Origin of the sequence: Streptomyces sp. NPDC059816, assembly GCF_042732055.1 — a bacterium.
GTDB lineage: Bacteria > Actinomycetota > Actinomycetes > Streptomycetales > Streptomycetaceae > Streptomyces.
The window spans coordinates 13,236-39,823 of sequence record NZ_JBHWIQ010000009.1; the positions used below are offsets into that span (position 1 = coordinate 13,236).

Annotated in this window: 2 protein-coding genes; both read left to right on the forward strand. The window is 74.9% G+C overall.

Annotated elements, in window-relative coordinates; translation table 11 throughout:
- Positions 1-3: 3 nt before the first annotated feature.
- Positions 4-14,820 carry a type I polyketide synthase gene (locus tag ACFV88_RS14290; RefSeq protein WP_385490224.1) on the forward strand — a complete coding sequence of 4,939 codons (14,817 nt, stop codon included), beginning with the start codon at positions 4-6 and terminating at the stop codon, positions 14,818-14,820.
- 49 nt (positions 14,821-14,869) lie between these two features.
- Positions 14,870-26,539, forward strand: a complete 11,670-nt coding sequence (locus ACFV88_RS14295) for an SDR family NAD(P)-dependent oxidoreductase (protein ID WP_385490227.1) — start codon at positions 14,870-14,872, stop codon at positions 26,537-26,539.
- Positions 26,540-26,588 lie beyond the last annotated feature (49 nt).

Sequence of the window (26,588 nt, forward strand, 5' to 3'; positions counted from 1 at the left end):
CAGATGCCGAACGAGGACAAGCTCCTTGAGTACCTGCGCCGTGCGACCGCGGACCTCGGCCAGGCCCGCCGCCGGCTGCGCGAGGAGCAGGACACCCGCCACGAGCCCATCGCCGTGGTGGCGATGAGCTGCCGCTTCCCCGGCGGCGCCGATTCGCCCGAGCGGCTCTGGGACCTGGTGCACGACGGCATCGACGCGATCACCGAATGGCCGCGCAACCGCGGCTGGGACGTCGACGGGCTCTACCACCCCGACCCGGACCACCCGGGGACCTCGTACACGCGGGGCGGTGGATTCCTCGACGACGCGGGCGAGTTCGACCCGGCGTTCTTCGGCATCTCGCCGCGCGAAGCGCTCGCCATGGACCCGCAGCAGCGGCTGGTCCTGGAGACCGCATGGGAGACGCTGGAGCGCGCCGGAATCGTCCCGGCCGCACTGCGGGGCAGCGCCACGGGCGTCTTCGTCGGCTCGATGATGAGCGGCTACGGCGCCGGCTGCGCCCGGGTCCCCGAGGTGGAGGGCCTGCTCCACACCGGCACCACCAGCAGTGTCATCTCCGGCCGGCTGTCCTACGTGCTCGGCCTGTCCGGGCCGGCGCTGACCGTGGACACCGCCTGCTCCTCCTCGCTGGTCGCCCTGCACCTGGCGGTCCGGTCGCTGCGGGCGGGGGAGTGCTCCCTCGCGCTGACCGGCGGTGCCACCATCACCGCGGACCCCGATGCGTACGTGTCGTTCAGCCGGCAGCGGGCCCTCGCCCCCGACGGGCGCTGCAAGGCGTACGCGGGCGCCGCCGACGGCACCATCTGGTCCGAGGGCATCGGCATGATCCTCCTCGAACGGCTCTCCGACGCGGAGGCCAACGGCCATCAGGTGTTGGCCGTGATCCGTGGTTCGGCGGTGAACCAGGACGGTGCGTCGAACGGTCTGACGGCGCCGAACGGTCCGGCGCAGCAGCGGGTGATCCGGGCGGCGTTGGCGGACGCGCGGTTGTCGACGGCGGACGTGGACCTGGTGGAGGGCCACGGCACCGGAACCTCGTTGGGTGACCCGATCGAGGCGCAGGCGTTGTTGGCGACGTACGGCCAAGGCCGTGCGGCGGAGCGGCCGTTGTGGCTGGGGTCGTTGAAGTCGAACGTCGGGCACACCTCGGCCGCCGCCGGTGTGGGCGGTGTGATCAAGATGGTGGAGGCGTTGCGGCACGGGGTGATGCCGGCCACGCTGCACGTGGACGAGCCCACCCCCCAGGTCGACTGGGCCTCCGGCGCGGTACGGGTGCTGACCGAACAGCGCGATTGGACACCGGTGAACCGGGCGCGCCGGGCGGCGGTCTCCGCGTTCGGCGTCAGCGGCACCAATGCGCACGTCGTCCTGGAACAGGCACCCGAACCCGAAACCCCGACCGGGGAACCGGCCGCACCGGTGACGGGAGCCCTGCCGTACGTCGTCTCCGCGCGCACCGAGGAAGCCCTGAGCGCCCAGGCGCGCGCCCTGCTCGCCCACCTGGACGGCACCCCGGCCCAGGACCTCGGCGCGGTGGCCCGGGCCCTCGCCACCACCCGCACCGCCTTCGAACACCGCGCCGTCGTGGTGGCCGCCGACCGTGACGGACCCGGCGGACTCATGGAAGGGCTGCGCGCCCTCGCCGCCGACCAACAGGCCGCCCACCTGGTGCGCGGCACCGCGGTCGCCACCGGTCGGACGGTGTTCGTGTTTCCGGGTCAGGGTTCGCAGTGGGTGGGTATGGCGCGGGAGTTGTGGGAGGAGTCGCCGGTGTTTGCGGCGCGGATGGTGGAGTGTGAGGCGGCTTTGGGGCCGTTCGTGGGGTGGTCGTTGGGTGAGGTGGTGCGTGGGGGTGGTCAGTGGGATCGGGTGGATGTGGTGCAGCCGGTTCTGTTTTCGGTGATGGTGTCGTTGGCGGAGTTGTGGGGTTCGTTCGGTGTGGTGCCGGATGCGGTGGTGGGGCATTCGCAGGGGGAGATTGCGGCTGCGGTGGTGGCGGGTGGTTTGTCGTTGGAGGACGGGGCGCGGGTGGTGGCGTTGCGCAGTCGTGCGCTGCGGGCCCTCGCCGGCCAGGGCGGCATGGCCTCCGTGGCGCTGCCGCGTGAACAGGTCGAGCAGGCGCTCGCCGACCGCCCGGGACAGCTGTCGGTCGCCGCCGTCAACGGCGCCGCCGCCACGGTCGTGGCCGGGGACGACACCGCCCTCGACGCACTGATCGCCCACTACGAGGCCGAGGACGTCCGCGTCCGCCGCATCGACGTCGACTACGCCTCCCACTGCGCGCACGTGGAGCAGATCCGGGCCGAACTGCTGGACGTGCTGGCCGACATCCGTCCGCGCAGCGGCGAGGTGCCGTTCTTCTCCACCGTGGACGTGTCCTTCACGGACACCGCGGAACTGGACGCCGACTACTGGTACCGCAACCTGCGCAGCACCGTCCGCTTCGCCGACGCCACCCGCGCACTGCTCGACGAGGGCTACGGGTTCTTCGTCGAGACCAGCCCCCACCCGGTGCTCACCTACGGCATCGCGGAGACCGCCGACGCCGCCGGGATCGACGCCGCCGCCGTCGGCACGCTCCGTCGGGACCGCGGCGGCCTCGCCACCTTCCTGACCTCCTTCGGCGAGGCGTACGCCCGCGGACTGGCCCCCGACTGGCGGGCCCTGTTCCCCGACGCGGCCACCGGGGCGCCCGCACTGCCCACCTACGCCTTCCAACGCCGCTGGTACTGGCTCCAGCGCCCGCCCGGCGAAACCGCCGACGCCCCCGCCGAGCACCCCGCCGACGCCGCGTTCTGGCAGATCGTCGGCGACAAGGACCTGCCCGCCTTCACCGCAGCCCTCGGCCTGGACGCCGGTGACACCGTCGACGCCGTCCTGCCCGCGCTCGCCGCCTGGCGCCGCCAGCACGAGGCACGGGCCACCGCAGACTCCTGGCGCTACCGCACCGACTGGACACCGCTCACCGGGCGCCCCGGTGCGGCCCCCACCGGCACCTGGCTGCTCGTGACCTCCGCGGCCACCGAGGACGACCCGCTGCCCGCGGCCTGCGCGCACCTGCTGACCGCCGCCGGCGTCACCGTCGTCCCCGTGCCGCTCACCGCGACCGACGACGACCGGGCGAAGCTCACCGCGCACCTCAGCGACCTGCTCGCCGAGCAACCCGCACCCGTGACCGGAGTGCTGTCGCTGCTCGCCCTGGACGAGACGCCGCACCGGCGCGCCGCGCAGATGACCGACGGCACCGCGCTCAGCCTGGTGCTGCTGCAGGCCCTCGGTGACGCCGGGTGCACCGCCCGCCTGTGGTGGGCCACCTCCGGGGCCGTCGACGCCGGCGCCGACCCGCTCACCAGCCCCGCCCAGAGCCTGATCTGGGGGCTCGGCCGGGTCGCCGCACTGGAACACCCCGAGCGCTGGGGCGGGCTCGTCGACCTGCCCGCCACGCTCGACGAGCGCACCGCCGACCGCCTGCGGCAGGTCCTCGCCGGACTCGACGACGAGGACCAGGTCGCCGTCCGCAGCACTGGTACCCACGGGCGTCGGCTGGTGCGGTCCGAGCACGCCGACGACTCCGACGCACGCCCCTGGAGCCCCGACGGCACCACCCTCATCACCGGCGGCACCGGCGGCGTCGGCCTCCAGGTCGCCCGCTGGCTCGCCGAGCGCGGCGCCCGCCACCTCGTCCTGGTCAGCCGGCGCGCCGACACCGCCGCCGGAGCCGCCGAGTTGGTCACCGAGCTCGCCGAGCGCGGCACCCGGGTCGACCTCGCCCCCTGCGACGTCACCGACCGCGAAGCCCTCGCCGCACTGGTCGCCGGGGTGCGCCGCGACGGCGCCGACATCCGTACCGTCATCCACGCCGCCGGCACCGGGGTACTGCTGCCGTTGGCGCAGACGAACCCCGACCACTTCGCCGAAACCCTGCACGCCAAGGTCACCGGCGCCGACAACCTCGACGCCGTCTTCACCGAACAGGCGCCGGACGCCTTCGTCCTGTTCTCCTCCATCTCCGCGATCTGGGGCAGCGGCGAACACGGCGCCTACGCGGCGGCCAACGCCTACCTGGACGGCCTGGCCGAGCAGCGCCGCAGCCGCGGTCTGCCCGCCACCTCCGTCGTGTGGGGCATCTGGGACCCCGCCGACGGCGGCGGCATGGCGGAGAACCTCGCCGAGGAACAACTGCGCAGCCGCGGCGTCCCGTTCATGTCGCCCGCCGTGGCGCTCACCGCGTTCCAGGGCGTACTCGACCACGACGAGACCGTCACCGCCGTCGCCGCCGTCGACTGGGCGCGCTTCGCCCCGGTCTTCACCTCGGTGCGGCCCAGCCCCCTCATCGGCGACCTGCCCGAGGTGCGCCGGGTCCTGGACGCCGCCCAGGAGACGAACGACGCCGACGAACAGGGCACCGCCGCGGTCCTGCGCAACCGTCTGCTCGACGCCCCGCCGACCGACCGCGACCGGATGCTGACCGACCTCGTCCGCTCTCACGCCGCGGACGTCCTCAGCCATGACTCGGCCGCCGCGGTCGACCCCGACCGGGCCTTCCGCGACCTCGGCTTCGACTCGCTGACCGCCGTCGACATGCGCAACCGGCTCAACTCCGCGACCGGACTACGGCTACCGGTCACGGTCATCTTCGACTACCCCTCGGCGACCGCACTCGGGCGCCACGTCGGTGAACTGCTGCTGGGTTCGACCAGCGCCGCCGCACCGGTGCCCGTCACCGTCGCGACCGACGACGACCCGGTCGTCCTCGTCGCCATGGCCTGCCGCTACCCCGGTGGCGTCACCAGCCCGGACGAACTGTGGGACCTGCTCGTCGCGGGCGGCGACGCCGTCACCGCACTGCCCGCCGACCGCGGCTGGGACCTCGCCTACGACGCCGACCCGGACCGGCCCGGCACCACGTACACCGTGGAGGGCGGCTTCCTGCACGACGCCGCCGCGTTCGACGCCGCGTTCTTCGGCATCTCCCCACGCGAAGCGCTCGCCATGGACCCCCAGCAACGGCTGCTCCTGGAGATCTCCTGGGAGGCGGTCGAGCGCGCCGGGATCAGCCCCGCGGCACTCCGCGGCACCCGCACCGGAGTCTTCGCCGGCGGCGCCTACCAGGGCTACGGCGGCCATGCGGTGCCCGAGGAGATCGAGGGCCACCTGATCGCCGGGGTGTCCACCAGCGTCCTGTCCGGCCGGGTCGCCTACAGCCTCGGTCTGGAAGGGCCCGCCGTCACCGTCGACACGGCCTGCTCCTCCTCCCTGGTCGCCCTGCACCTGGCCGCCCAGTCGCTGCGCAGCGGCGAATGCGACCTGGCCCTGGCCGGCGGTGTCACCGTGCTCGGCGCGCCGCTGTCGCTGACCGGCTTCAGCCGCCAGCGCGGACTGGCCCGCGACGGCCGCTGCAAGTCCTTCGGCGCCGGAGCCGACGGCTTCGGCATCGCCGAGGGCGCCGGCGTGCTGATCCTGGAACGACTCTCCGACGCCCGCCGCCACGGCCACCCCGTACTGGCCGTCATCCGCGGCTCCGCGGTCAACCAGGACGGCGCCAGCAACGGCCTCACCGCCCCCAACGGCCTCGCCCAGCAACGGGTCATCCGCAGCGCCCTCGCCGCCGCCGGTCTCGCCGCCGCCGAGGTCGACGTGGTGGAGGCGCACGGCACCGGCACCCGACTCGGCGACCCGATCGAAGTGCAGGCGCTGCTGGCCACCTACGGACAGGACCGGCCCGCGGACGGACCGCTGCTCCTGGGCTCCGTCAAGTCGAATATCGGGCACACCCAGGCCGCCTCCGGCGTCGCCGGGATCATCAAACTCGTCCAGGCGCTCCGTCACGACCTGCTACCGCAGAGCCTGCACTGCGCGGAGCCGACCCCGGACGTCGACTGGTCCTCCGGCGCCGTCGCCCTGCTGACCGAGGCCCGGCCGTGGACGGCCGAGGACCGTCCCCGCCGCGCGGGCGCCTCCTCCTTCGGCCTCAGCGGCACCAACGCCCACGTCATCATCGAACAGGCGCCCCCGACCGACGAACCGGACCCGGACCCGGCCGCCGAACCAGACCCCGCCGCCGGACCCGAGCGGGCCGTGGCCTGGCCGCTGTCCGCGCGGACCGCGGGGGCCCTGCGCGGCCAGGCCCACCGGCTCGCCGCGCACCTGACGCACCACCCCGAGCTGCGCCCGGCGGACGTCGCCCACTCCCTGCTGCACGACCGGACCACGTTCGAACACCGCGCCGTCGTCGCCGGCCACGACCGCGCCGCCCTGCTCACCGGCCTGACCGCGCTCGCCCAGGACCGGGCCGCCGACCACCTCGCCCAGGGCCTCGTCGGCGTGCCCGGCCGGACCGTGTTCGTCTTCCCCGGGCAGGGCCCGCAGTGGGCCGGGATGGCCCGCGAACTGCTGGACGAGTCCCCGGTGTTCGCGGAGCGGATGGCCCAGTGCGAGGCGGCACTGTCCCCGCACGTCGACTGGTCGCTGCTGGACGAGGTGCGCGCGGGCGCCGAGTGGGACCGCGTCGACGTGATCCAACCCGTGCTGTTCTCGGTGATGGTGTCACTGGCCGCCGTGTGGCAGTCCTACGGCGTGCGCCCGGACGCCGTCATCGGGCACTCCCAGGGCGAGGTGGCGGCGGCGGTCGTCGCCGGCGCGCTGTCCCTCCAGGACGGCGCACGGCTCATCGCCCTGCGCAGCAAGGCCCTGCTGCCCCTGGTCGGCCACGGCGGGATGCTGTTCGCCGCCGCGTCCGTCGACCGGGTCAGCGCACACCTCGCACCCTGGGCCGACCGGCTCTCCGTCGCCGCGGTCAACGCCCCCGGCTCCGTCAGCGTCTCCGGCGACCGGGCCGCGCTGCGGGAGCTCGGTGACCGCCTCGCGGACGAGGGGATCATGTGCTGGCCGCTGCCCGGCGTCGACTTCGCCGGCCACTCGCCGCAGGTCGACGCCCTCCAGGACGAACTGCGCGCCGCGTTCGCCGAGGTCGTGCCGCGCCCGGCGGACATCGCGTTCTGCTCCACCGTCGCCGGCGCCCCCGTCGACGCCACCACCCTCGACGCCGCGTACTGGTACCGCAACCTGCGCGAACCGGTGGCCTTCGGCGCGGCCCTCACCTCGCTGCTCGACACCGGGCACACCGTGTTCGTCGAGATCAGCCCCGATCAGGCCCTCGGCGTCTGGCTGCAACAGGCCCTGGAAGCCGCCGACGTCGAAGGCTGCGTCACCGGCACCCTGCGCACCGGGGACGGCGGCCTCGCCCGGATGCTCACCTCGCTGGGCACCCTGCACGCGCACGGCGTACCGGTGGACTGGAACGCCGCCCTCAACGGCACGGGCGGCCGGCGCACCGAACTGCCCACGTACGCGTTCGAACACGGCCGCTACTGGATCCAGCCGCCGGCCGCCGAGGCAGAGGCCGGCCCGTCCGACAGCGGCAGCGTGGACCGCGGCTTCTGGACGGCGGTCGAGGACGGGGACCTCGCCACCGTCGCCACCACCCTGCAACTCGCCGACGAGCAGGCCCGGCAATCGCTGGAGGCCGTGCTGCCGGCGCTCTCCTCGTGGCACCGCGACCGCCGTGACCGGGGCACCGTCGACACCTGGCGCTACCGGGTCACCTGGGCGCCGGTCCAGGCCCCCGCCGGGCCCCCGGAGCTGTCCGGCACCTGGTGGCTGGTCGTCCCCGCCGCTGCCGCCGCCGAACCGTTCGTCACCGCCTGCGCCGCCGCCCTGGCCCGGCACGGCGCCCGCACCGTCACCGTCCCCGTCGACGCAGACGCCGACGGCACCGACGACCGGGCGGCCCTCGCCGCCGGGTTGTCCGCATACACCGCCGCGGGCGCCCCCGACGGGGTGCTGTCCCTGCTCGCCCCCACCGCGCCGCACTCCGCGGACTCCGCCCTGCCCGCGTCCCTGGCCCTGACCACCGCCCTGGTGCAGGCACTCGGCGACGCCGGCGTCACCGCCCCGATGTGGGCGCTCACCACCGAAGCGGTGGCCGTGCACCGCGGTGACCCCGTGACCGGCGCCGACCAGGCGATGGTCTGGGGCCTCGGCGCGGTCGCGGGCATGGAGTACCCGCAGCGCTGGGCCGGCCTAGTCGACCTGCCCGCGCACCCCGACGACCGGGCCCTGGCCCGGCTGGTGAGCGTGCTCGCCGGCCTCGACGGGGAGGACCAGGTGGCGGTCCGCTCCAGCGGCGTCTTCGCCCGCCGTCTGGTGCACGCCGCCCCGCACACCACCCCCCAGACCGCCCCGGACAGCGCACCGGGCTGGACCCCGGAGGGCACCACCCTGATCACCGGCGGCACCGGCGCGCTCGGCGCGCACGTCGCCCGCTGGCTCGCCCGGGCCGGCGCCCCCCGGATCGTGCTCGCCAGCCGCAAGGGCCCGGACGCCCCAGGCGTGGCCGACCTGATCGCCGAACTGACGGCGCTGGGCACCGAGGCGGTGGCCGCCGCCTGCGACGTCACCGACCGGTCGTCGCTGGCCGAACTGCTCGACGCCGTGCCCGCCGACCGTCCGCTGCGGGCCGTGGTGCACGCCGCCGGTGTGCTCGACGACGGAGTCCTCGACAACCTCACCCCCGAACGGGCCGTACGGGTCCTCGACCCGAAGGCCCGGGCCGCCACCCACCTCGACGCCCTCACCCGCGACGCCGACCTGAGTGCGTTCGTCCTGTTCTCCTCCCTCGCCGCGACCCTGCCGGGCACCGGTCAGGGCAGCTACGCCGCGGCCAACGCCTACCTGGACGCCCTGGCCGAGCAGCGGCGCGCGCTCGGTCTGCCCGCCACCTCCGTCGCCTGGGGCCTGTGGGCCGGCGACAGCGCAGCCGCCTCCTCCCGGGACCGGCTGGTCGGCGCGGGCCTGCGGGCCATGGAACCCGAACTGGCGCTCACCGCCCTCCAGGACGCCCTGACCGCGGGGGAGACCCGACTCGTCGTCTCCGGCTTCGACTGGGAACAGTTCACCCGGGCCTCCGTCACCCTGCGGCCCAACACCACCCTGCGGGACCTGCCCGAGGCCGTGCCGTTCCTGAACTCCGGACTCGGCGACGGCGACGGCGGCGCCTCGTTCGTCGGGCGCCTCACCGGGCTCTCCGCCGCGGAACGCGACGAGGAACTGCACGCCCTGGTGCGCACCCAGGTCGCCCAGACGCTGGGTCACGACGACCCGTCCGCCGTCGAACCCGGGCGCGCGTTCCAGAGCCTCGGCTTCGACTCGCTGACCGCCGTCGACCTGCGCAACCGGATCGCCTCCGCCACCGGGCTCCGGCTGTCGGTGACCCTGGCGTTCGACCACCCCACCGTCACCGCCCTGGTCGGACACCTCAACGAACTGCTGGGCACGGCTCCCGCGGGCACCGAAGCGGCACGGCCGACACCCGCCCCGACCGCCCCGGTGGACGACCCGATCGCCATCGTCGCCATGAGCTGCCGCTACCCCGGAGACGTGGAGTCGCCCGAGGACCTGTGGCGACTGGTCGCCGACGGCACCGACGCGATCTCGCCGTTCCCCGGGGGCCGCGGCTGGGACCTCGATCTGCTGTACTCCGCCGACCCGGAGCAACTGGGCACCTCGTACACCCGCGAGGGCGGCTTCCTGCACCGCGCCGACGAGTTCGACCCGGCGTTCTTCGGCATCGCCCCGCGCGAAGCACTGGCGATCGACCCGCAGCAGCGGCTGCTACTCGAAATCACCTGGGAGGCGTTCGAGCGGGCCGGGATCGACCCGCTGTCCCTCAAGGGCGGCCGGGGCGGCGTCTTCGTCGGCTCCAGCTACCACGACTACGGAGCCAGGGTGCAGCAGCCCTCCGAAGAACTGGAGGGCTACCTCGGCCTCGGCAGCGCCGGCAGCGTCGCTTCCGGTCGGATCGCCTACACGCTGGGGATGGAGGGCCCGGCGATCACCGTGGACACCGCGTGCTCCTCGTCGCTGGTCGCCATCCACCTCGCGGCGCAGGCGCTGCGCGGCGGCGAGTGCACCATCGCGGTCGCCGGCGGGGTCGCCGTGATGTCCACCCCCGGCTCGTTCGTCGAGTTCAGCCGCCAACGCGGACTGAGCACCGACGGCCGGTGCAAGCCGTTCGCCGCCGCCGCGGACGGCACCGCCTGGGCCGAGGGAGCCGGCGTGGTGGTGCTCGAACGGCTGTCGGACGCACGGCGTCACGGCCACCCCGTGCTCGCCCTGGTCCGCGGTTCCGCGGTCAACCAGGACGGCGCCAGCAACGGACTCACCGCCCCGAACGGCCCCTCACAGCAGCGCGTCATCGGGCAGGCGCTCACCAACGCGGGTCTGACCCCGGCGGACATCGACGCCGTCGAAGCGCACGGCACGGGCACCCGGCTCGGCGACCCGATCGAAGCGCAGGCGCTGCTCGCGGTGTACGGGCCGGACCGGCCCGCGGACCGGCCGCTGCTGCTGGGCTCGCTGAAGTCCAACATCGGCCACGCCCAGGCCGCCGCCGGCATCGGCGGCGTCATCAAGATGGTCGAGGCCATGCGGCACGGCACGCTGCCCCGCACCCTGCACGTGGACCGGCCCACCCCGCTGGTCGACTGGTCGTCCGGCTCCTTGCACCTGGTGACCGAGAACACCGCCTGGCCCGAGACCGGCCGTCCCCGCCGCGCCGCGGTGTCCTCCTTCGGCGTCAGCGGCACCAACGCCCACACCGTCATCGAGCACGTCCCCGACGAGACGCCGACCCCGGACCGGGGCACGCACCGGACGGCCCCGTGGCTGATCTCCGCGCGCAGCGACCGGGCCCTGCGCGCCCAGGCCGAGCAACTGATCGACCACGCCACCCGGGAACCCGCCCCGGCCCTCACCGACACCGGGCGGGCCCTCGCGACGACCCGCAGCGCCTTCGAGTACCGGGCGGCCGTGGTGCCCCCGCACCCCGAGGACCGGGACGCGCTGGTCGCGGGGCTCCGGGCGATCGCCACCGGCGGCACCGCACCGGGCGTCGTCCAGGGCCGGCCGACGCAGGGCAGGACGGCCTTCCTCTTCGCCGGGCAGGGCAGCCAGCGGCTGGGGATGGGCCGTGAACTCCACGACGCCCACCCCGTCTTCGCCGACGCGTTCGACACCGTGTGCGCGCACCTCGACGTCCTGCTCGACCACCCCGTCCACGCGGTGGTGTTCGCCGCCGAGGGTTCCCCCGCCGCCGCACTGCTGGACACCACCGAGTACACCCAACCGGCGCTGTTCGCCCTCGAAGTGGCGCTGTTCCGGCTGTTGGAGCACTGGGGCGTCACCCCGGGCCTGCTCCTCGGCCACTCCGTGGGCGAGCTCACCGCCGCGCACGTCGCCGGCGTGCTGTCGCTGCCCGACGCGGCGCGGCTGGTGGCCGCCCGTGGCCGCCTCATGCAGAGCGCGCCGCAGGGCGGGGCGATGGTCGCCCTGAACGCCTCGCCGGAACAGACCCGGTCCCTGCTGGACGGGGTGCCGGGACGGGTCGCCGTCGCCGCCGTCAACGGGCCGGCGTCCACCGTGGTGTCGGGCGACGAGCCGGCCGTGCTCGACGTCGCCGCACGCTGGCGGGACCTCGGCGGCAAGACCCGCCGGCTCACCGTCAGCCACGCGTTCCACTCGCCGCACATGGACGGCCTGCTCGACGAGTTCCGCCGGGTCGCGGAGGGCATCGACTACCGGGCTCCGCGCATCCCGGTCGTGTCGAACCTGACCGGGCGGGTCGCGACCGCCGAGGAACTGACCGACCCCGGCCACTGGGTCGCCCAGGTGCGCGAGGCGGTCCGCTTCCACGACGGCATGCGTACCCTGGCGGAAGAAGGCGCCACCCGCTTCGTCGAGCTGGGCCCCGACCAGTCGCTGACCGCGATGGGCCGCGACTGCCTGGACGACGTCGAGCTCGACCCGGGCGCTCTGGTGCCGCTGCTGCGCAAGGACCGCGACGAGACCACCTCGGTGGCGACGGCCCTGGCCCAACTGCACACCCTCGGCGTCGACGTCCGCTGGGCGGACTTCTTCCCGGCCGCCGCCGACGGCGGCCATGTGGCGCTGCCGACGTACGCCTTCCAGCGCGAGAGCTACTGGCTGGAGGCGAGCGCCGCACCCGCGGACCCGGCGGGCGCCGACCCGTCCGGATCGGGGCGCCCGCTGGTGGGCACCACCGTGGAACTCCCGGACGGCGAAGGGTTCCTGTTCACCACCCGGCTGTCGACCCGTAGCCACCCCTGGCTCGCCGACCACGCGATCCTCGGCACCGCACTGTTCCCGGCGACCGCGTTCGTCGAACTCGCCGTCCACGCCGGCGACCGGGCCGGCTGCGACCGCATCGAGGAACTGCTCCTCGAAGCACCGCTCGCCCTCGCCCCGCAGGACGTGGTGCAGGTGCAGATCGCGGTCGGCGCACCCGGCGACGACGGGGCGCGCACCTTCACCGTGCACTCGCAGCCCAGGAACGTACCCGACCAGCCGTGGACCCGGCACGTCAGCGGCCTGCTCACCACCGGGGACCCGCAAGGCGCCCAGGACCTCACGGTCTGGCCGCCGGCGGACGCCGAGCCGCTGGACGTCGACGGCCTCTACGAACGCTTCGCCCAGGGCGGTTTCGCCTACGGCCCCGCGTTCCAGGGGTTGCACGCCGCCTGGCGGTGCGGCGACGAGGTGTACGCCGAAGCCTCCCTGCCGCAGGCCCAGCACACCGACGCCCACCGCTACGCCCTGCACCCGGCCCTGCTGGACAGCGCCCTGCACGCACTGACCTTCGGCGTGCTCGCCGGCTCGACCGAGAGCTGGCTGCCGTTCTCCTTCAACGGCCTGCGCCTGCACGCCGCCGGCGCCACCTCCCTGCGCATCCGGCTGCGTCCCGTCGGCCGGTCCGCCGTGGAGGTGCTGGCCGCCGATCCGCTCGGCAACCCGGTGGCGTCGATCCGCTCGCTGGAACTGCGGCCCGTCTCCGCGCAGCAGGTCGGCGCCGAACGGTCCCGGGGCACGTACGAGGACCTGTTCCGCGTCGAATGGCCCGCCGGGCCCGCCCGGACCGAGACCGCCCCCGACTGGGTGGTGCTCGGCGACGGCGCAGGGTGGTCCGCCGCCGGCATCACCCGCACCGCCGCCGACCTCACCGAACTCGCCGACTCCACACCGACGCCGCCGCCCGTGGTGCTGGCGCAGATCCCGACCGCCGTGACCACCGCGACCACCGGACGGGACGAACCGACCGCCGTCCGCGAGGCCACCGAGTACGCCCTCGGCCTCGTCCAACAGTGGCTGGCCGAGGACCGGTTCAACGGCTCCCTGCTGCTGTTCGTGACCCGCGGCGGAGTCGCCGTCACCCCGGAACAGGACGTTCCGGACCTGGCCCACGCCGCGGTGTGGGGCCTGCTGCGCACCGCCCAGACCGAACACCCCGGCCGCTTCGCCGTCGTCGACCTGGACGACAGCACCGCCTCCCTGGCGGCCCTACCGGGAGCCCTGGCGGCCGGCGAACCCCAACTGGCCCTGCGCGACGGAACGGCCCACCGCGCCCGCCTGGCCCGGGTCCCGCGCACCGAACCCGTCGAAACGGTCTGGGAACGCGGCGGCACCGTCCTGATCACCGGCGGCACCGGAGCGATCGGCCGGCACATCGCCCGCCACCTGGTGGCCGCGCACGGGGTGCGACGCCTGGTGCTCACCAGCCGCCGGGGCCCCGAAGCCGAGGGCGCCGCGGAACTGCGGGCCGAACTGGCCGGCCTCGGCGCCCACCTCGACCTCGTCGCCTGCGACGCCGCGGAACGCGAACAACTGGCGGCCCTCCTCGCCGACCTGCCCGCCCAACACCCGCTCACCGGGGTGGTGCACGTCGCCGGACTGCTCGACGACGGCGTGCTCGGCGCGATGACGCCCGAGCGCCTGCACCGGGTGCTGCGCCCGAAGGTGGACGCCGCCGTGCATCTGGACGAACTCACCCGCGACCGGGAGCTGTCGGCGTTCGTCCTGTTCTCCTCGATCGCCGGCGTCCTCGGCGGCATGGGCCAGGGCAACTACGCGGCGGCCAACGCCTTCCTCGACGCCCTGGCCCACCGCCGCCGGGCCCGGGGGCTGCCAGCGGCCACCCTCGACTGGGGCCTGTGGGCCACCACCGGCGGGATGAGCGGCGCCCTGGACGAGGCCGACCTGCGGCGCATCGCCCGCGGCGGCATCCTCGCCTTCTCCCCGCAGGACGGCACGGCCCTGTTCGACCTCGCGGTGGCCGCCGACCAACCGGCGGTCCTGCCGGTCAGGCTGGACCTGACGGCGATGGCGGAGAGCGGCTACCCGCCCCTCCTGCGCGGCCTGGTCCGCCCGCCGGCCCGCCGCGAAGCCGGCACCGGCGGCGCCGAAACCCTGGTGCAGCGCCTCGCCGGACAGTCCCCGGCCGTCCGCGAGCGCACCCTGCTCGACCTCGTCCGCGTCCAGGCCGCCACTGTGCTGGGCTTCGCCGACCCGGCCGCCGTCGAAGCCGGACGGGGCCTGCTGGAACTCGGCTTCGACTCGCTCACCGCGGTCGAACTGCGCAACCGCCTCAACGCCGCGACGGGACTACGGCTCCCGGCGACCCTGCTGTTCGACTACCCCACCCCGCAGGCCGTGGCCCGGCACCTGCTCGGCGAGCTGGCCCCGGCCGACGATCCGACGGCGGTCAGCGGGCTAGCCGAGATCGACCGGCTGGAGCAGGCGCTCTCCCTCGCGCCCGCCGCGCCCGAGGTCCTGGACCGGCTCCAGGCCCTGTTCGCCAAGCTGCGCGCCGGCGCGGCACCCGACAGCGACCTGTTCGAAGAACGCCTGGACGGGACGAGCGACGACGACCTCTTCGACTTCATCGACAACGAACTCGGCACGTCGTGAGTGCGCACCGACCCGTCCCCACCCCGGCTGGCTGAAGGCAGACGATCACGTGAACGATGACAAGCTCCGCGACTACCTCAAGCGGGTCGCGACGGACCTGCACCACACCCGCAAGCGCCTCGCCGAAGTGGAGTCCCGGCACCGGGAGCCCGTCGCCGTCATCGGCATGAGCTGCCGCTACCCGGGCGGGGTGCAGACCCCCGAGGACCTGTGGCGGATGGTCGTCACGGGCACCGACGCGATCACCGGGTTCCCGACCGACCGCGGCTGGGACATCGGGACGCTGTACGACCCCGACCGCGAGCGGCCGAACACCACCTACGCGGCCGAGGGCGGGTTCCTCGACGGCGTCGGCGACTTCGACCCGGGCTTCTTCGGGATCTCCCCGCGCGAGGCCCTGGCCATGGACCCGCAGCAGCGGCTGCTCCTGGAGACCACCTGGGAGGCGTTCGAACGGGCCGGCATCGACCCGGCGACCGTGCGCGGCAGCGACACCGGCGTGTTCGCCGGAGTGATGTACCAGGACTACGCGTTGCGCCTGAACAGCGTCCCCGAGGACGTGCAGGGCTACATCGGCAACGGCATGTCCGACAGCGTGGCCTCGGGACGCATCTCGTACACCTTCGGTCTGGAAGGGCCGGCGGTCACCGTCGACACGGCCTGCTCGTCCTCGCTGATCGCCGTGCACCTGGCCGCGCACGCGCTGCGCCGCCAGGAGTGCTCCCTGGCCCTGGCCGGCGGTGCGATGGTCATGTCGACACCGGCGCCCTTCCTGGAGATGAGCCGGCAGGGCGGACTCGCCGGTGACGGCCGCTGCAAGTCGTTCGCGAACGAGGCCGACGGCACCGGCTGGGGCGAAGGCGTCGGCATGGTGCTGCTGGAACGCCTCTCCGACGCCCGCCGCAACGGCCACCCCGTGCTCGCGGTGGTGCGCGGCAGCGCCGTCAACCAGGACGGTGCGAGCAGCCGGCTGACCGCGCCCAACGGGCCTGCGCAGCAACGGGTCATCCGCCGCGCCCTGGCCGATGCCCGGCTGGACCCGACGGACGTGGACGTGGTCGAGGCGCACGGCACCGGGACTGCCCTCGGCGACCCCATCGAGGCCCAGGCCCTGCTGGCGACGTACGGCAGCGACCGGGACGCGGACCGGCCGCTGCTGCTGGGCTCGCTCAAGTCCAACATCGGACACACCCAGGCCGCCGCCGGCGTCGGCGGCCTGATCAAGATGGTCATGGCGATGCAGCACGGCACGGTGCCGCCCACCCTGCACGCCGCCCACCCGACCAGCCAGGTCGACTGGACCAGCGGCGCCGTGCGCCTGGTCACCCGGCCCGAGGACTGGCCGGACAACGGACGGCCCCGACGGGCCGCCGTCTCCTCCTTCGGCATCAGCGGAACCAACGGGCACGTCATCCTGGAACACGCCGACGCCGAGGCTGCGGAGGGGGCCGAGCCCGAGCAGCCCGGACCGCGGACCGTCCCCGTGCCCTGGCTGCTGTCGGGCCGCGACCGCGACGCCCTGCGGCAGCGGGCCAGGCACCTGCACGACCACCTCGCCGCCCACCCGGACCTCGACCTCGACGCCGTCGGACGGGCCCTGGCGACCACCCGGGCCACGTTCCCCCGGCGCGCCGTCACCCTCGCCGGCGACCGCACCGCCCTCCTGGCCGACCTGGCGGCGCTCGCCGACGACCTGCCCTCGCCCACCCTGGTGCGCGGCACCGCGGTCGCCACCGGTCGGACGGTGTTCGTGTTTCCGGGTCAGGGTTCGCAGTGGGTGGGTATGGCGCGGGAGTTGTGGGAGGAGTCGCCGGTGTTTGCGGCGCGGATGGTGGAGTGTGAGGCGGCTTTGGGGCCGTTCGTGGGGTGGTCGTTGGGTGAGGTGGTGCGTGGGGGTGGTCAGTGGGATCGGGTGGATGTGGTGCAGCCGGTTCTGTTTTCGGTGATGGTGTCGTTGGCGGAGTTGTGGGGTTCGTTCGGTGTGGTGCCGGATGCGGTGGTGGGGCATTCGCAGGGGGAGATTGCGGCTGCGGTGGTGGCGGGTGGTTTGTCGTTGGAGGACGGGGCGCGGGTGGTGGCGTTGCGCAGTCGTGCGCTGCGGGCCCTCGCCGGCCAAGGCGCCATGGCCTCCGTGCAGTGGGGCGCCGAACGGGTCCGCGCGGAGATCGCGACCTGGGGCGAACGCCTCTCCGTCGCCGCCGTCAACAGCCCCGCCTCCACCGTCGTCGCCGGTGACGTGGAGGCCGTCGAGGACTTCCTCACCCACGCCGAGAGCAGCGGCGCGCGCGCCCGCCGCATCGACGTCGACTACGCCTCCCACTGCGCCCACGTCGAACGCATCCGCACGGAACTCCGGGAACTGCTCGCCGGGATCAGCCCCCGCGACACGGAGGTCCCGTTCTACTCGACGGTGACCGGAGCACGCCTGGACACCCGGGACCTCGACGCCGACTACTGGTACCGCAACCTGCGCAGCACCGTGGAGCTGGAACGCGCGGTCGAAGCCGTCCTCGCCGACGGGCCCCGCGCCTTCGTCGAGATCAGCCCGCACCCGGTGCTGACCGTCGCCGTCGAGGAGACCGCCGCCGCCCTCGGACACGAGGTCCCGGCCCTCGGCACCCTGCGCCGCGGCGAAGGCGGCCTCACTCGCTTCCACACCGCCCTCGCCGAGCGCTACGCGTACGGCGCCGACGTCGACTGGGGCCCCGCCCACGCGCACCTCCCGGACCGCCACGTCGACCTGCCCACGTACCCCTTCCAACGTCAGCGCTACTGGCTGGACGACGGCGCGCAACACGCAGTGGACGTGCCCGGCGCCGGACTGACCGCCGCCGGGCACCCCCTGCTCGGCGCGGTCGTCACCCTCGCCGACGGCGACGCCCTGGTACTGACCGGCCGACTCTCCGTACGCACCCACCCCTGGCTCGCCGAGCACGTGGTGCAGGGCTCGGCCCTGGTACCGGGCACCGCCTTCCTCGAACTCGCCGTCCGCGCCGGCGAACAGACCGGCTGCCCCCGGGTCGAGGAACTGACGCTGGAGGCGCCCCTCGTGGTGCCCGCGACCGGCGCCGTCGACGTGCAGCTGAGCGTCGGCGGACCGGACCGCACGGGCCGGCGCCCGATCACCCTGCACGCACGGTCCGCGGACGCCGCACCGGACGACCCGTGGGTCCGGCACGCCGGCGGCACCCTCGCCCCGAGCGCCGCCCCCGAGCCCGCCGCCACCCTCGCCTGGCCGCCGCCCGGCGCCGAACCGGTCGACCTCACGGGCCTGTACGAGCGGTTCGCCTCGGGCGGCTTCGTGTACGGACCGCTCTTCCAGGGACTGGACGCCGTCTGGCGCGACGGCGACGACCACTACGCCGAAGCGGCGCTGCCGGCCGGACAACGCACGGACGCCGACCTGTTCGGGCTGCACCCGGCCCTGCTCGACGCGGTGCTCCACGTCACCGGCCTCTCCGGCGACGAGACCGGCCGGATGCCCTTCGCCTGGACCGGCGCCACCCTGCACTCCCGCGGCGCCGCCGCGGTCCGGGCCCGCATCGCGCCGGCCGGCGACAACGCCGTGTCGCTCCAGCTGTGGGACGCCTCGGGACTGCCCGTCGCCACCGTGGACGCTCTGCTGCTGCGCCCGGCCGCCGCCCCGACACCCGCCGCGGGCTCCCCGGACTCGCTGTTCCGACTGGCCTGGTCGCCCGTCCGGACCACCGACCCGAGTACGCCCCGACCCCGGCCGCTGGTGCTCGGCGGGACCGCCGCGGAACTCCTGACCTGCGAGGCACCCGCGCCCGCCCTGATCGTCGCCCGCCTGGACGAGCCGCTGCCCGGCACCCCCGAGGCGACGCACCGGGCCGTGCACGACGCCCTGCCCCTGCTCCAGGAGTGGTTGAACCAGGAGCGGTTCGCCGACTCCCGACTGGTCGTCCTCACCCGCGGCGCCGTCGCCACCACCCCGGACGCCGACGTCACCGACCTGCCGCGGGCCGCCGTCTGGGGCCTGGTGCGCTCGGCCCAGTCGGAACACCCCGGCCGGTTCGTCCTGGCCGACGTGGACGACATCGGTGACCTGGACGCCGTCGTCACCGCACTGGCCACCACCGGAGAGGACCAACTCGCCGTCCGCGCGGGCGTGCTGCACGCCCCGCGCCTGGCCCGGCCGACGGCCACCGGGGAACCGTCCCCGGCCGCACCCGACCCCGAGGGCACGGTGCTGATCACCGGCGGCACCGGCCTGCTCGGTTCCCGGGTGGCCCGGCACCTCGCCGAGGCCGGCGCCCGCCACCTGCTGCTCACCAGCCGTAGTGGCGCCGAGGCCCCCGGCGTGACCGAACTGGTCGCGGAACTCGCCCAACTGGGCGCGCAGACCACCGTCGTCGCCTGCGACACCGCCGATCGGCCGGCACTGGCGGAGCTCCTGAGCGGCATACCTGCCGACCGGCCGCTGACCGCCGTGGTGCACGCGGCCGGCGCCCTCGACGACGGGGTCCTCACCTCGCTCACCCCCGAGCGCCTGTCCGCCGTGCTGCGGCCCAAGGTCGACGGCGCCCTGCACCTGCACGAGCTCACCGCCGGTCTCGACCTGCGCGCGTTCGTGCTGTTCTCCTCCGCCGCAGGCGTCTTCGGCGGCCCCGGCCAGGGCAACTACGCCGCAGCCAACGCGTTCCTGGACGCCCTCGCCCGGCACCGCCGCGCCAACGGCCTGCCCGGACTGTCGATCGCCTGGACCCTGTGGGAGCAGCGCAGCGCCCTCACCGGCCACCTGGACGCCGACGAGTCCCGGCGGATCGCCCGCTCCGGGATGCCCGCCCTCACGGACCAGCAGGGACTCGCCCTCTTCGACGCGGCGCTCCTCGGCAGCGAACCCGCTCCGGTCGCCTTGCGGTTGGACCTCCCGACCCTGCGGTTCCGCGCCGAAACGGAACCGGTTCCGCGCCTGTTGCACGCCCTGGTCCGTCCGCCGCTGCGGCGGGCCGCCGCGCAGCCGGTGCCCGGCGGCGCCCCGTCAGGGACGCCGGGCGACCGGCTCGCCGCCTTGCCGGCGGCCGAACGGCGGCGCGAACTCTCCCTCCTGGTCCGCACCCAGGTCGCCGCGGTGCTCGGTCACGCCTCCGCCGATGCGGTGGAACTCACCCGGGCCTTCCGCGACCTCGGCTTCGACTCGCTCGCCGCCGTGGACTTGCGCAACCGGCTCACCACCGTCACCGGACTGCGGCTCAGTGCGACCCTCGTGTTCGACCACCCGAGCCCGGAGGCGCTGACCGCGTTCCTCGACACCGAACTGACCGGCGACGCCGCTGCCGCACCCGTGCGCACCCCCGCGCCGCGCACCACGGCCGGCGCCGTCGAGCCCATCGCGATCGTCGCCATGGGATGCCGTTTCCCCGGCGGCGCCGACTCGCCCGAGCGGCTGTGGGACGTGGTCGCCGGCGGCGTGGACGCCATCGGCGGGTTCCCCGAGGACCGGGGGTGGAACGTCGGTGACCTCTACGACCCCGACCCCGATGCGGGCACCCCCGGCACCTCGTACGTGAAGGAGGGCGGCTTCCTCCACGACGCCGCCGACTTCGACGCGGCGTTCTTCGGGATCTCCCCGCGCGAGGCGCTCGCCATGGACCCGCAACAGCGACTGCTGCTGGAGACCTCCTGGGAGGTCTTCGAGCGCGCCGGGATCGACCCGGGCACCCTGCGCGGCAGCCGCACCGGCGTGTTCGCCGGCGTCATGCACCACGACTACGCGGTCCGTCTGGTCGGCAACGTGCCCGAGGAGGTCGAGGGCTTCCTCGGATCGGGGAACTCGGCCAGCGTCGTCTCCGGCCGACTCGCCTACGTGTACGGGCTTGAGGGCCCCGCGGTGACGGTGGACACCGCCTGTTCCTCCTCGCTGGTCGCCCTGCACCTCGCCGTCCGCGCACTGCGCTCCGGTGACTGCGACCTCGCGCTGGCCGGCGGCGTGACCGTGATGAACAGCCCGGAGCTGTTCGTCGTCTTCAGCCGCCAACGGGGCTTGGCGTCCGACGGCCGCTGCAAGTCCTTCGCGGGCGCCGCCGACGGCACCGGCTTCGGCGAGGGCGCCGGCGTGCTGCTGGTGGAGCGCCTGTCGGACGCGGTGGCGAACGGTCATCCGGTGCTCGCGGTGGTGCGTGGTTCGGCGGTGAACCAGGACGGTGCGTCGAACGGTCTGACGGCGCCGAACGGTCCTGCGCAGCAGCGGGTGATCCGGGCGGCGTTGGCGGATGCGCGGTTGTCGACGGCGGACGTCGATGTGGTGGAGGGGCACGGCACCGGGACGACGTTGGGTGATCCGATCGAGGCGCAGGCGTTGTTGGCGACGTACGGTCAAGGCCGTGCGGTGGAGCGGCCGTTGTGGTTGGGGTCGTTGAAGTCGAACGTCGGTCACACCTCGGCCGCGGCCGGTGTGGGCGGTGTGATCAAGATGGTGGAGGCGCTGCGGCACGGGGTGATGCCGGCCACGCTGCACGTGGACGAACCCACCCCCCAGGTCGACTGGTCCGCCGGCCGGGTCCAACTCCTCACCGAGGCACGCGACTGGGAGTCGACGCGGCCACGCCGGGCCGGTGTCTCCTCGTTCGGCATGAGCGGCACCAATGCGCACGTCGTCCTGGAACAGGCACCCGAACCCACCGCCCCCACCGAACCCCCCGCAGCACCGGGCGAGTCGCCGACCGTGTGGACGCTGTCGGCCCGTACCCCCGAGGCACTGCGCGCCCAGGCCGAACGGCTCGCCGCGCACCTCGCCGCCCGACCGTCGCTGCGGCCGGTGGACATCGGCCTCTCGCTGGCCACCACCCGCGCCCGGCACGCACACCGCGCCGTCCTGACCGGTTCCCCGGAGCAACTGGCCGAGGCGTTGGAGGCGTTGGCCGCCGGTAAACCGGCCGCCACGGCGGTGCAGGGCGTCGCGGCGAGCGCCGGCCGCACCGTGTTCGTCTTCCCGGGCCAGGGCACCCAGTGGGCCGGCATGGCGATGGACCTGCTCGACACCAACCCGGTGTTCGCCGCGTCGATGGCCGCCTGCGAACAGGCGCTCGCCCGCCACGGCGACTGGTCGCTGCCGCAGGTCCTGGGAGACCCGGCCGCCCTGGAACGGGTGGACCGGGTACAGCCCGCGCTGTTCGCCGTCATGGTGTCGCTCGCGGCGACCTGGCGCGCGTACGGAGTGGAACCGGACGCCGTCCTCGGCCACTCCCAGGGCGAGATCGCCGCGGCCGTCGTCGCCGGCGCCCTGTCGCTCGACGACGGGGCCAAGGTGGTGGCCCTGCGCAGCCGTCTGCTGCGCGCCATCGCCGGGCAGGGCGCGATGGCGTCGGTCGCCCTGCCCGCCGCCGAGGTGGACACCCTGGTGGAACGCTTCGACGGCGCCCTCTCGATCGCCGCCCTGAACGGTCCGCGCGCCACCGTCGTCGCCGGGGACCCCGGGGCGGCAGCGGAACTGCTCGCCCAGTGCGAGGCCGACGGCGTACGGGCCCGCCGGATCGACGTCGACTACGCCTCGCACTCCCCGCACGTGGACGCGATCCGCGAGGAACTGATCGAGGCGCTGTCCGGCCTGGCCCCCCGCACCGGCGACGTGCCGATGTACTCCACCCTGGAGTCGGCCTGGCTGGCCGGCACCGAACTCGATGCCGACTACTGGTTCCGCAACCTCCGCGGCACCGTCGCCTTCGCCCCCGCCGTGCACCACCTCGCGGGCTCGGGACACACGACGTTCATCGAGGTCAGCCCGCACCCGGTGCTCACCGCCGGAATCAGCGAGACGGTCGAGGACCTGGCCGCGGCCGTCGTCGTCACCGGGTCGCTGCGCCGGGGCGAGGGCGGCCCGGCCCGCTTCCTGACCTCGCTGGGCGAGGCCCACACCGGGGGCGTCGAGGTGGACTGGACCGCCGTGTACGCCGGCACCGGAGCCACCGTCGTCGACCTGCCCACCTACCCGTTCGAGCGCACCCGCCACTGGCTCGACGCGACCCTGCGGACGGCCGACCTGGCCTCCACCGGGCTGGACGGCACCGGACACCCGCTGGTCGCCGCGACCGTCGAACTCGCCGGTACGGGGGAGCTGCTGCTCACCGGGCGGCTGTCGACGCACACCACGCCCTGGCTCGCCGACCACGCCGTCACCGGAGTGACCCTGCTGCCCGGCACGGCGTTCCTGGAACTGGCGCTGCGGGCCGGCAGCGAGGTGGGTTGCGCACTGGTCGAAGAGCTCACCCTCCACTCCCCGCTGACCCTGACCGGGACCGACACCGTGCAACTCCAGGTACGGATCGGCCCGGCGGACCCCGAAGGCCACCGCCCCCTGGCGGTACGGGGCCGGCCGGAGGGCGACGGAGCCGACTGGACGGAGTACGCCACCGGCACCCTCGCACCCCACTCGCAGGAACCGGCCGACTCCACCGTCAGCTGGCCCCCGCCCGGCGCCGAACCGCTCGACACCGAGGGCCTGTACGACCGCTTCGCCACCGCCGGCTACCACTACGGCCCGGCGTTTCGCGGGGTGCGCGCCGCCTGGCAGCACGGTGACGACCTGTACGCCGAGATCGTCCTCCCGGACCAGCGGGACGCCGGCGACTACCTGCTGCACCCGGCACTCCTCGACGGCGCCCTGCAAGCGTCGGCGCTCCTCCCGGCCCGCGGCGACGCGGTCCAGCGGCTGCCCTTCTCCTGGTCCAGGATCACCGCCCACGCGGCCGGCGCCGACGCCCTGCGGGTGCGCATCACCCCCGCCGGCGCCGAGGAACTGGCGCTGGAGGCACGCGACCTGACCGGCCGGCCCGTGCTCACCGTCGACTCGCTGCTGCTGCGCCCGCTGCCGCCCGGCGGTCTGGCCGCCACGGCCCCCGGCAACCGGCTGCTGCGGCTGGACTGGGTGCCGGCCGAGCCCGGCGACGCACCGGCCGCGGAAGGCATCGCCCTGCTCGGCGACGCACTGCGGCCGGCCCTGCCCACCGCACCGGTCTGGCCCACCCGGGCCGAGGCACCCGCCGCAGACGTCCCCCCGTACGTGCTCGCGACGGTCACCGCCACCGGGGACGAGCCCGCGCAGCGCTTCCGCTCGGCCACCCTGGACGCCCTGACCCTGGTCCAGGAGTGGCTGGCCGACGAGCGCTCGGCGGACGCGACGCTGGTGGTGGTCACCCGGGGCGCGGTGCGCACCGGTCCCGGCGACCGGGGCGCCGACTGGGCCCAGGCGGGCGTGTGGGGCCTGCTGCGCACCGCGCAGACCGAACACCCCGGGCGGTTCGTGCTGGCCGACGTCGACGAGGATCCCGCTTCCGTGCGGGCCCTCGTCACGGCCCTGCCGTCCACCCGGACGGGGGAGACCCAATGGGCGGCCCGCGCCGGCGCGTTGTTGGTACCGCGGCTGGCAGCGGCCGACCGGGACGTGCTCACCGCCCCGGACACGGAGGCCTGGCGGCTCGCCGTCGACGGCGAGTCCGCCGTGGACGGGCTGGCCCTGGTGCCCGCGCCCGACGCACTGGCGCCGCTGGCCGACCACGAGGTCCGGGTCGCGGTGCGCGCCAGCGGCCTCAACTTCCACGACGTGGTGGTCTCGCTCGGCCTGGACCAGGAGCAGCCCACGGTGGGCAGCGAGGGCGCCGGCATCGTCCTGGAGACCGGCCCCGCAGTGCGGGGACTGGCCCCCGGCGACCGGGTGATGGGCGTCTTCGGCGGTTCCTTCGGCCCGATCGCCGTCGCCGACCGCACCACCCTCGCGAAGATCCCCGCCGGCTGGACGTTCGCCCAGGCCGCGGCGGTGCCCATCGCGTTCCTCACCGCCGCCTACGGACTCGGCGACCTCGCCGGTCTGCGCCGCGGCGAAGCCGTGCTGGTGCACGCCGCGACCGGAGGCGTGGGGATGGCGGCGGTCCAACTCGCCCGCCACCTCGGCGCCGAGGTCTACGCCACCGCGAGCCCCGCGAAGCAGCACCTGTTGCGTCGCGCCGGCTTCGACGAGGCGCACCTCGCCTCGACCCGCACCCTGGAGTTCGCCGACCGGTTCCGTGCCGCCACGGACGGACGCGGCGTCGACGTGGTGCTCGACTGCCTCGCCCGCGAGTTCGTGGACGCCTCGCTCGACCTGCTGCCCCGCGGCGGCCGGTTCATCGAGATGGGCAAGACCGACGTACGGGACGCGACGGAGGTCGCCCACCGCTGGCCCGGCGTCCGGTACCGGGCGTTCGACCTGGTGGAGGCCGGTCCCGCCCGCCTCGGGGAACTCCTCACCGAGGTGCTGGACCTGTTCGAACGGGGCGTGCTCACCCCGCTGCCCCTGACCTGCTGGGACGTGCGCCGGGCGCCGGAGGCGTTCCGACACCTCGCCCAGGCCCGGCACATCGGCAAGAACGTGCTCACGGTGCCCGCGCCGCCCGACCCCGCCGGCACCGTGCTGGTCACCGGCGGCACCGGCACCCTGGGCCGGATCGTCGCCCGACACCTGGCCGCCGCCCACGGGGTGCGGCACCTGCTGCTGACCGGCCGCCGCGGGCCCGACGCCCCCGGGGCGCCGGAACTGGTCGCGGAGCTCGCCGCCCTGGGCGCGCAAGCCCACGTCGTCGCCTGCGACATGGCCGACCGGTCCGCCGTCGAAGCACTGCTGGCCGCCGTCCCCGCCGCGCACCCCCTGACGGGCGTCGTGCACGCCGCCGGTGCCCTGGCCGACGCGGTCGTGGAGTCGATGACCGCGGAGCAGGTGGAGCGGGTGCTGCGCCCCAAGGTGGACGCCGCACTCCACCTCCACGAGCTGACCGCCGGCCTCGACCTGGCGGCCTTCGTCCTGTTCTCCTCCGGAGCGGCCCTGCTCGGCGGCGCGGGCCAGGCCAACTACGCGGCTGCCAACGCCGCACTCGACGCCCTGGCCGCCGAGCGACGCTCCCGGGGCCTGCCCGCCGTCGCCATCGGCTGGGGCCTGTGGGAGGAGCGCAGCGAACTGACCGCCGCGCTCAGCGACCTCGACGCCCGCCGGATGGCCCGGGGCGGAGTCGGCGCACTGAGCACCGCCGAGGGCCTGGCCCTGTTCGACGCGGCCTGGCAGGGCGCACAGCCGTACGTGCTCGCGGCGAAACTCCGGACGGGGGCCGGCGCACCGAACGCCCCGGTGCCCGCACTGCTCAGCGGCCTGGTGACCCGCCCCCGGTCCGTACTGCGCCGCGCCCGCAGCGCCGCCGACGCGGCGGGACCGGCCCGCGCCGGACGGCTCGCGCACCTGCCGCCCGCCGAGGCCGAACGGGAACTGCTGGAGCTGGTCCGCGGCGAGGTGGCAGCGGTGCTCGGCCACGAGTCGAGCGGCGCGATCCACCCCACCCTGCCGTTCAAGGACCTCGGCTTCGACTCGCTCACCGGCGTCGAACTGCGCAACCGGCTCTCCGCCGGCACGGGGGTGCGGCTGCCCGCGGCCCTGATCTTCGACCACCCGACCCCCCAGGCGCTGACCCGCCACGTCCTCACCCTGGTCGCCGAGGAACCACCGCCGGCCACCGCACCGCTGCTCACCGAGCTGAGCCGGATGGAGACGCTGGTCGACGCCCTGACGGCCGACACCACGACGGACCGGGCCCTGCCCGGGGAAGTGGCGCAGCGGCTGCGCCGCGCCCTCGCCAAGGTCGAGTCGCTGACCGCGGCCGAGGAGCCCGGCCAGCACGTCGAGTCCGCCACCAACGACGAACTCTTCGACCTCATCGACAAGGAACTGGGCATCTCATGAGGTCCAGGACGGCACCGCGGACCCGCACGGTCCAAGACGACAGCAGGGG

Excerpts from the sequence above, each read along its gene's own strand:
- ACFV88_RS14290 (WP_385490224.1), top strand. The coding sequence starts at position 4 with ATGCCGAACGAGGACAAGCTCCTTGAGTACCTGCGCCGTGCGACCGCG.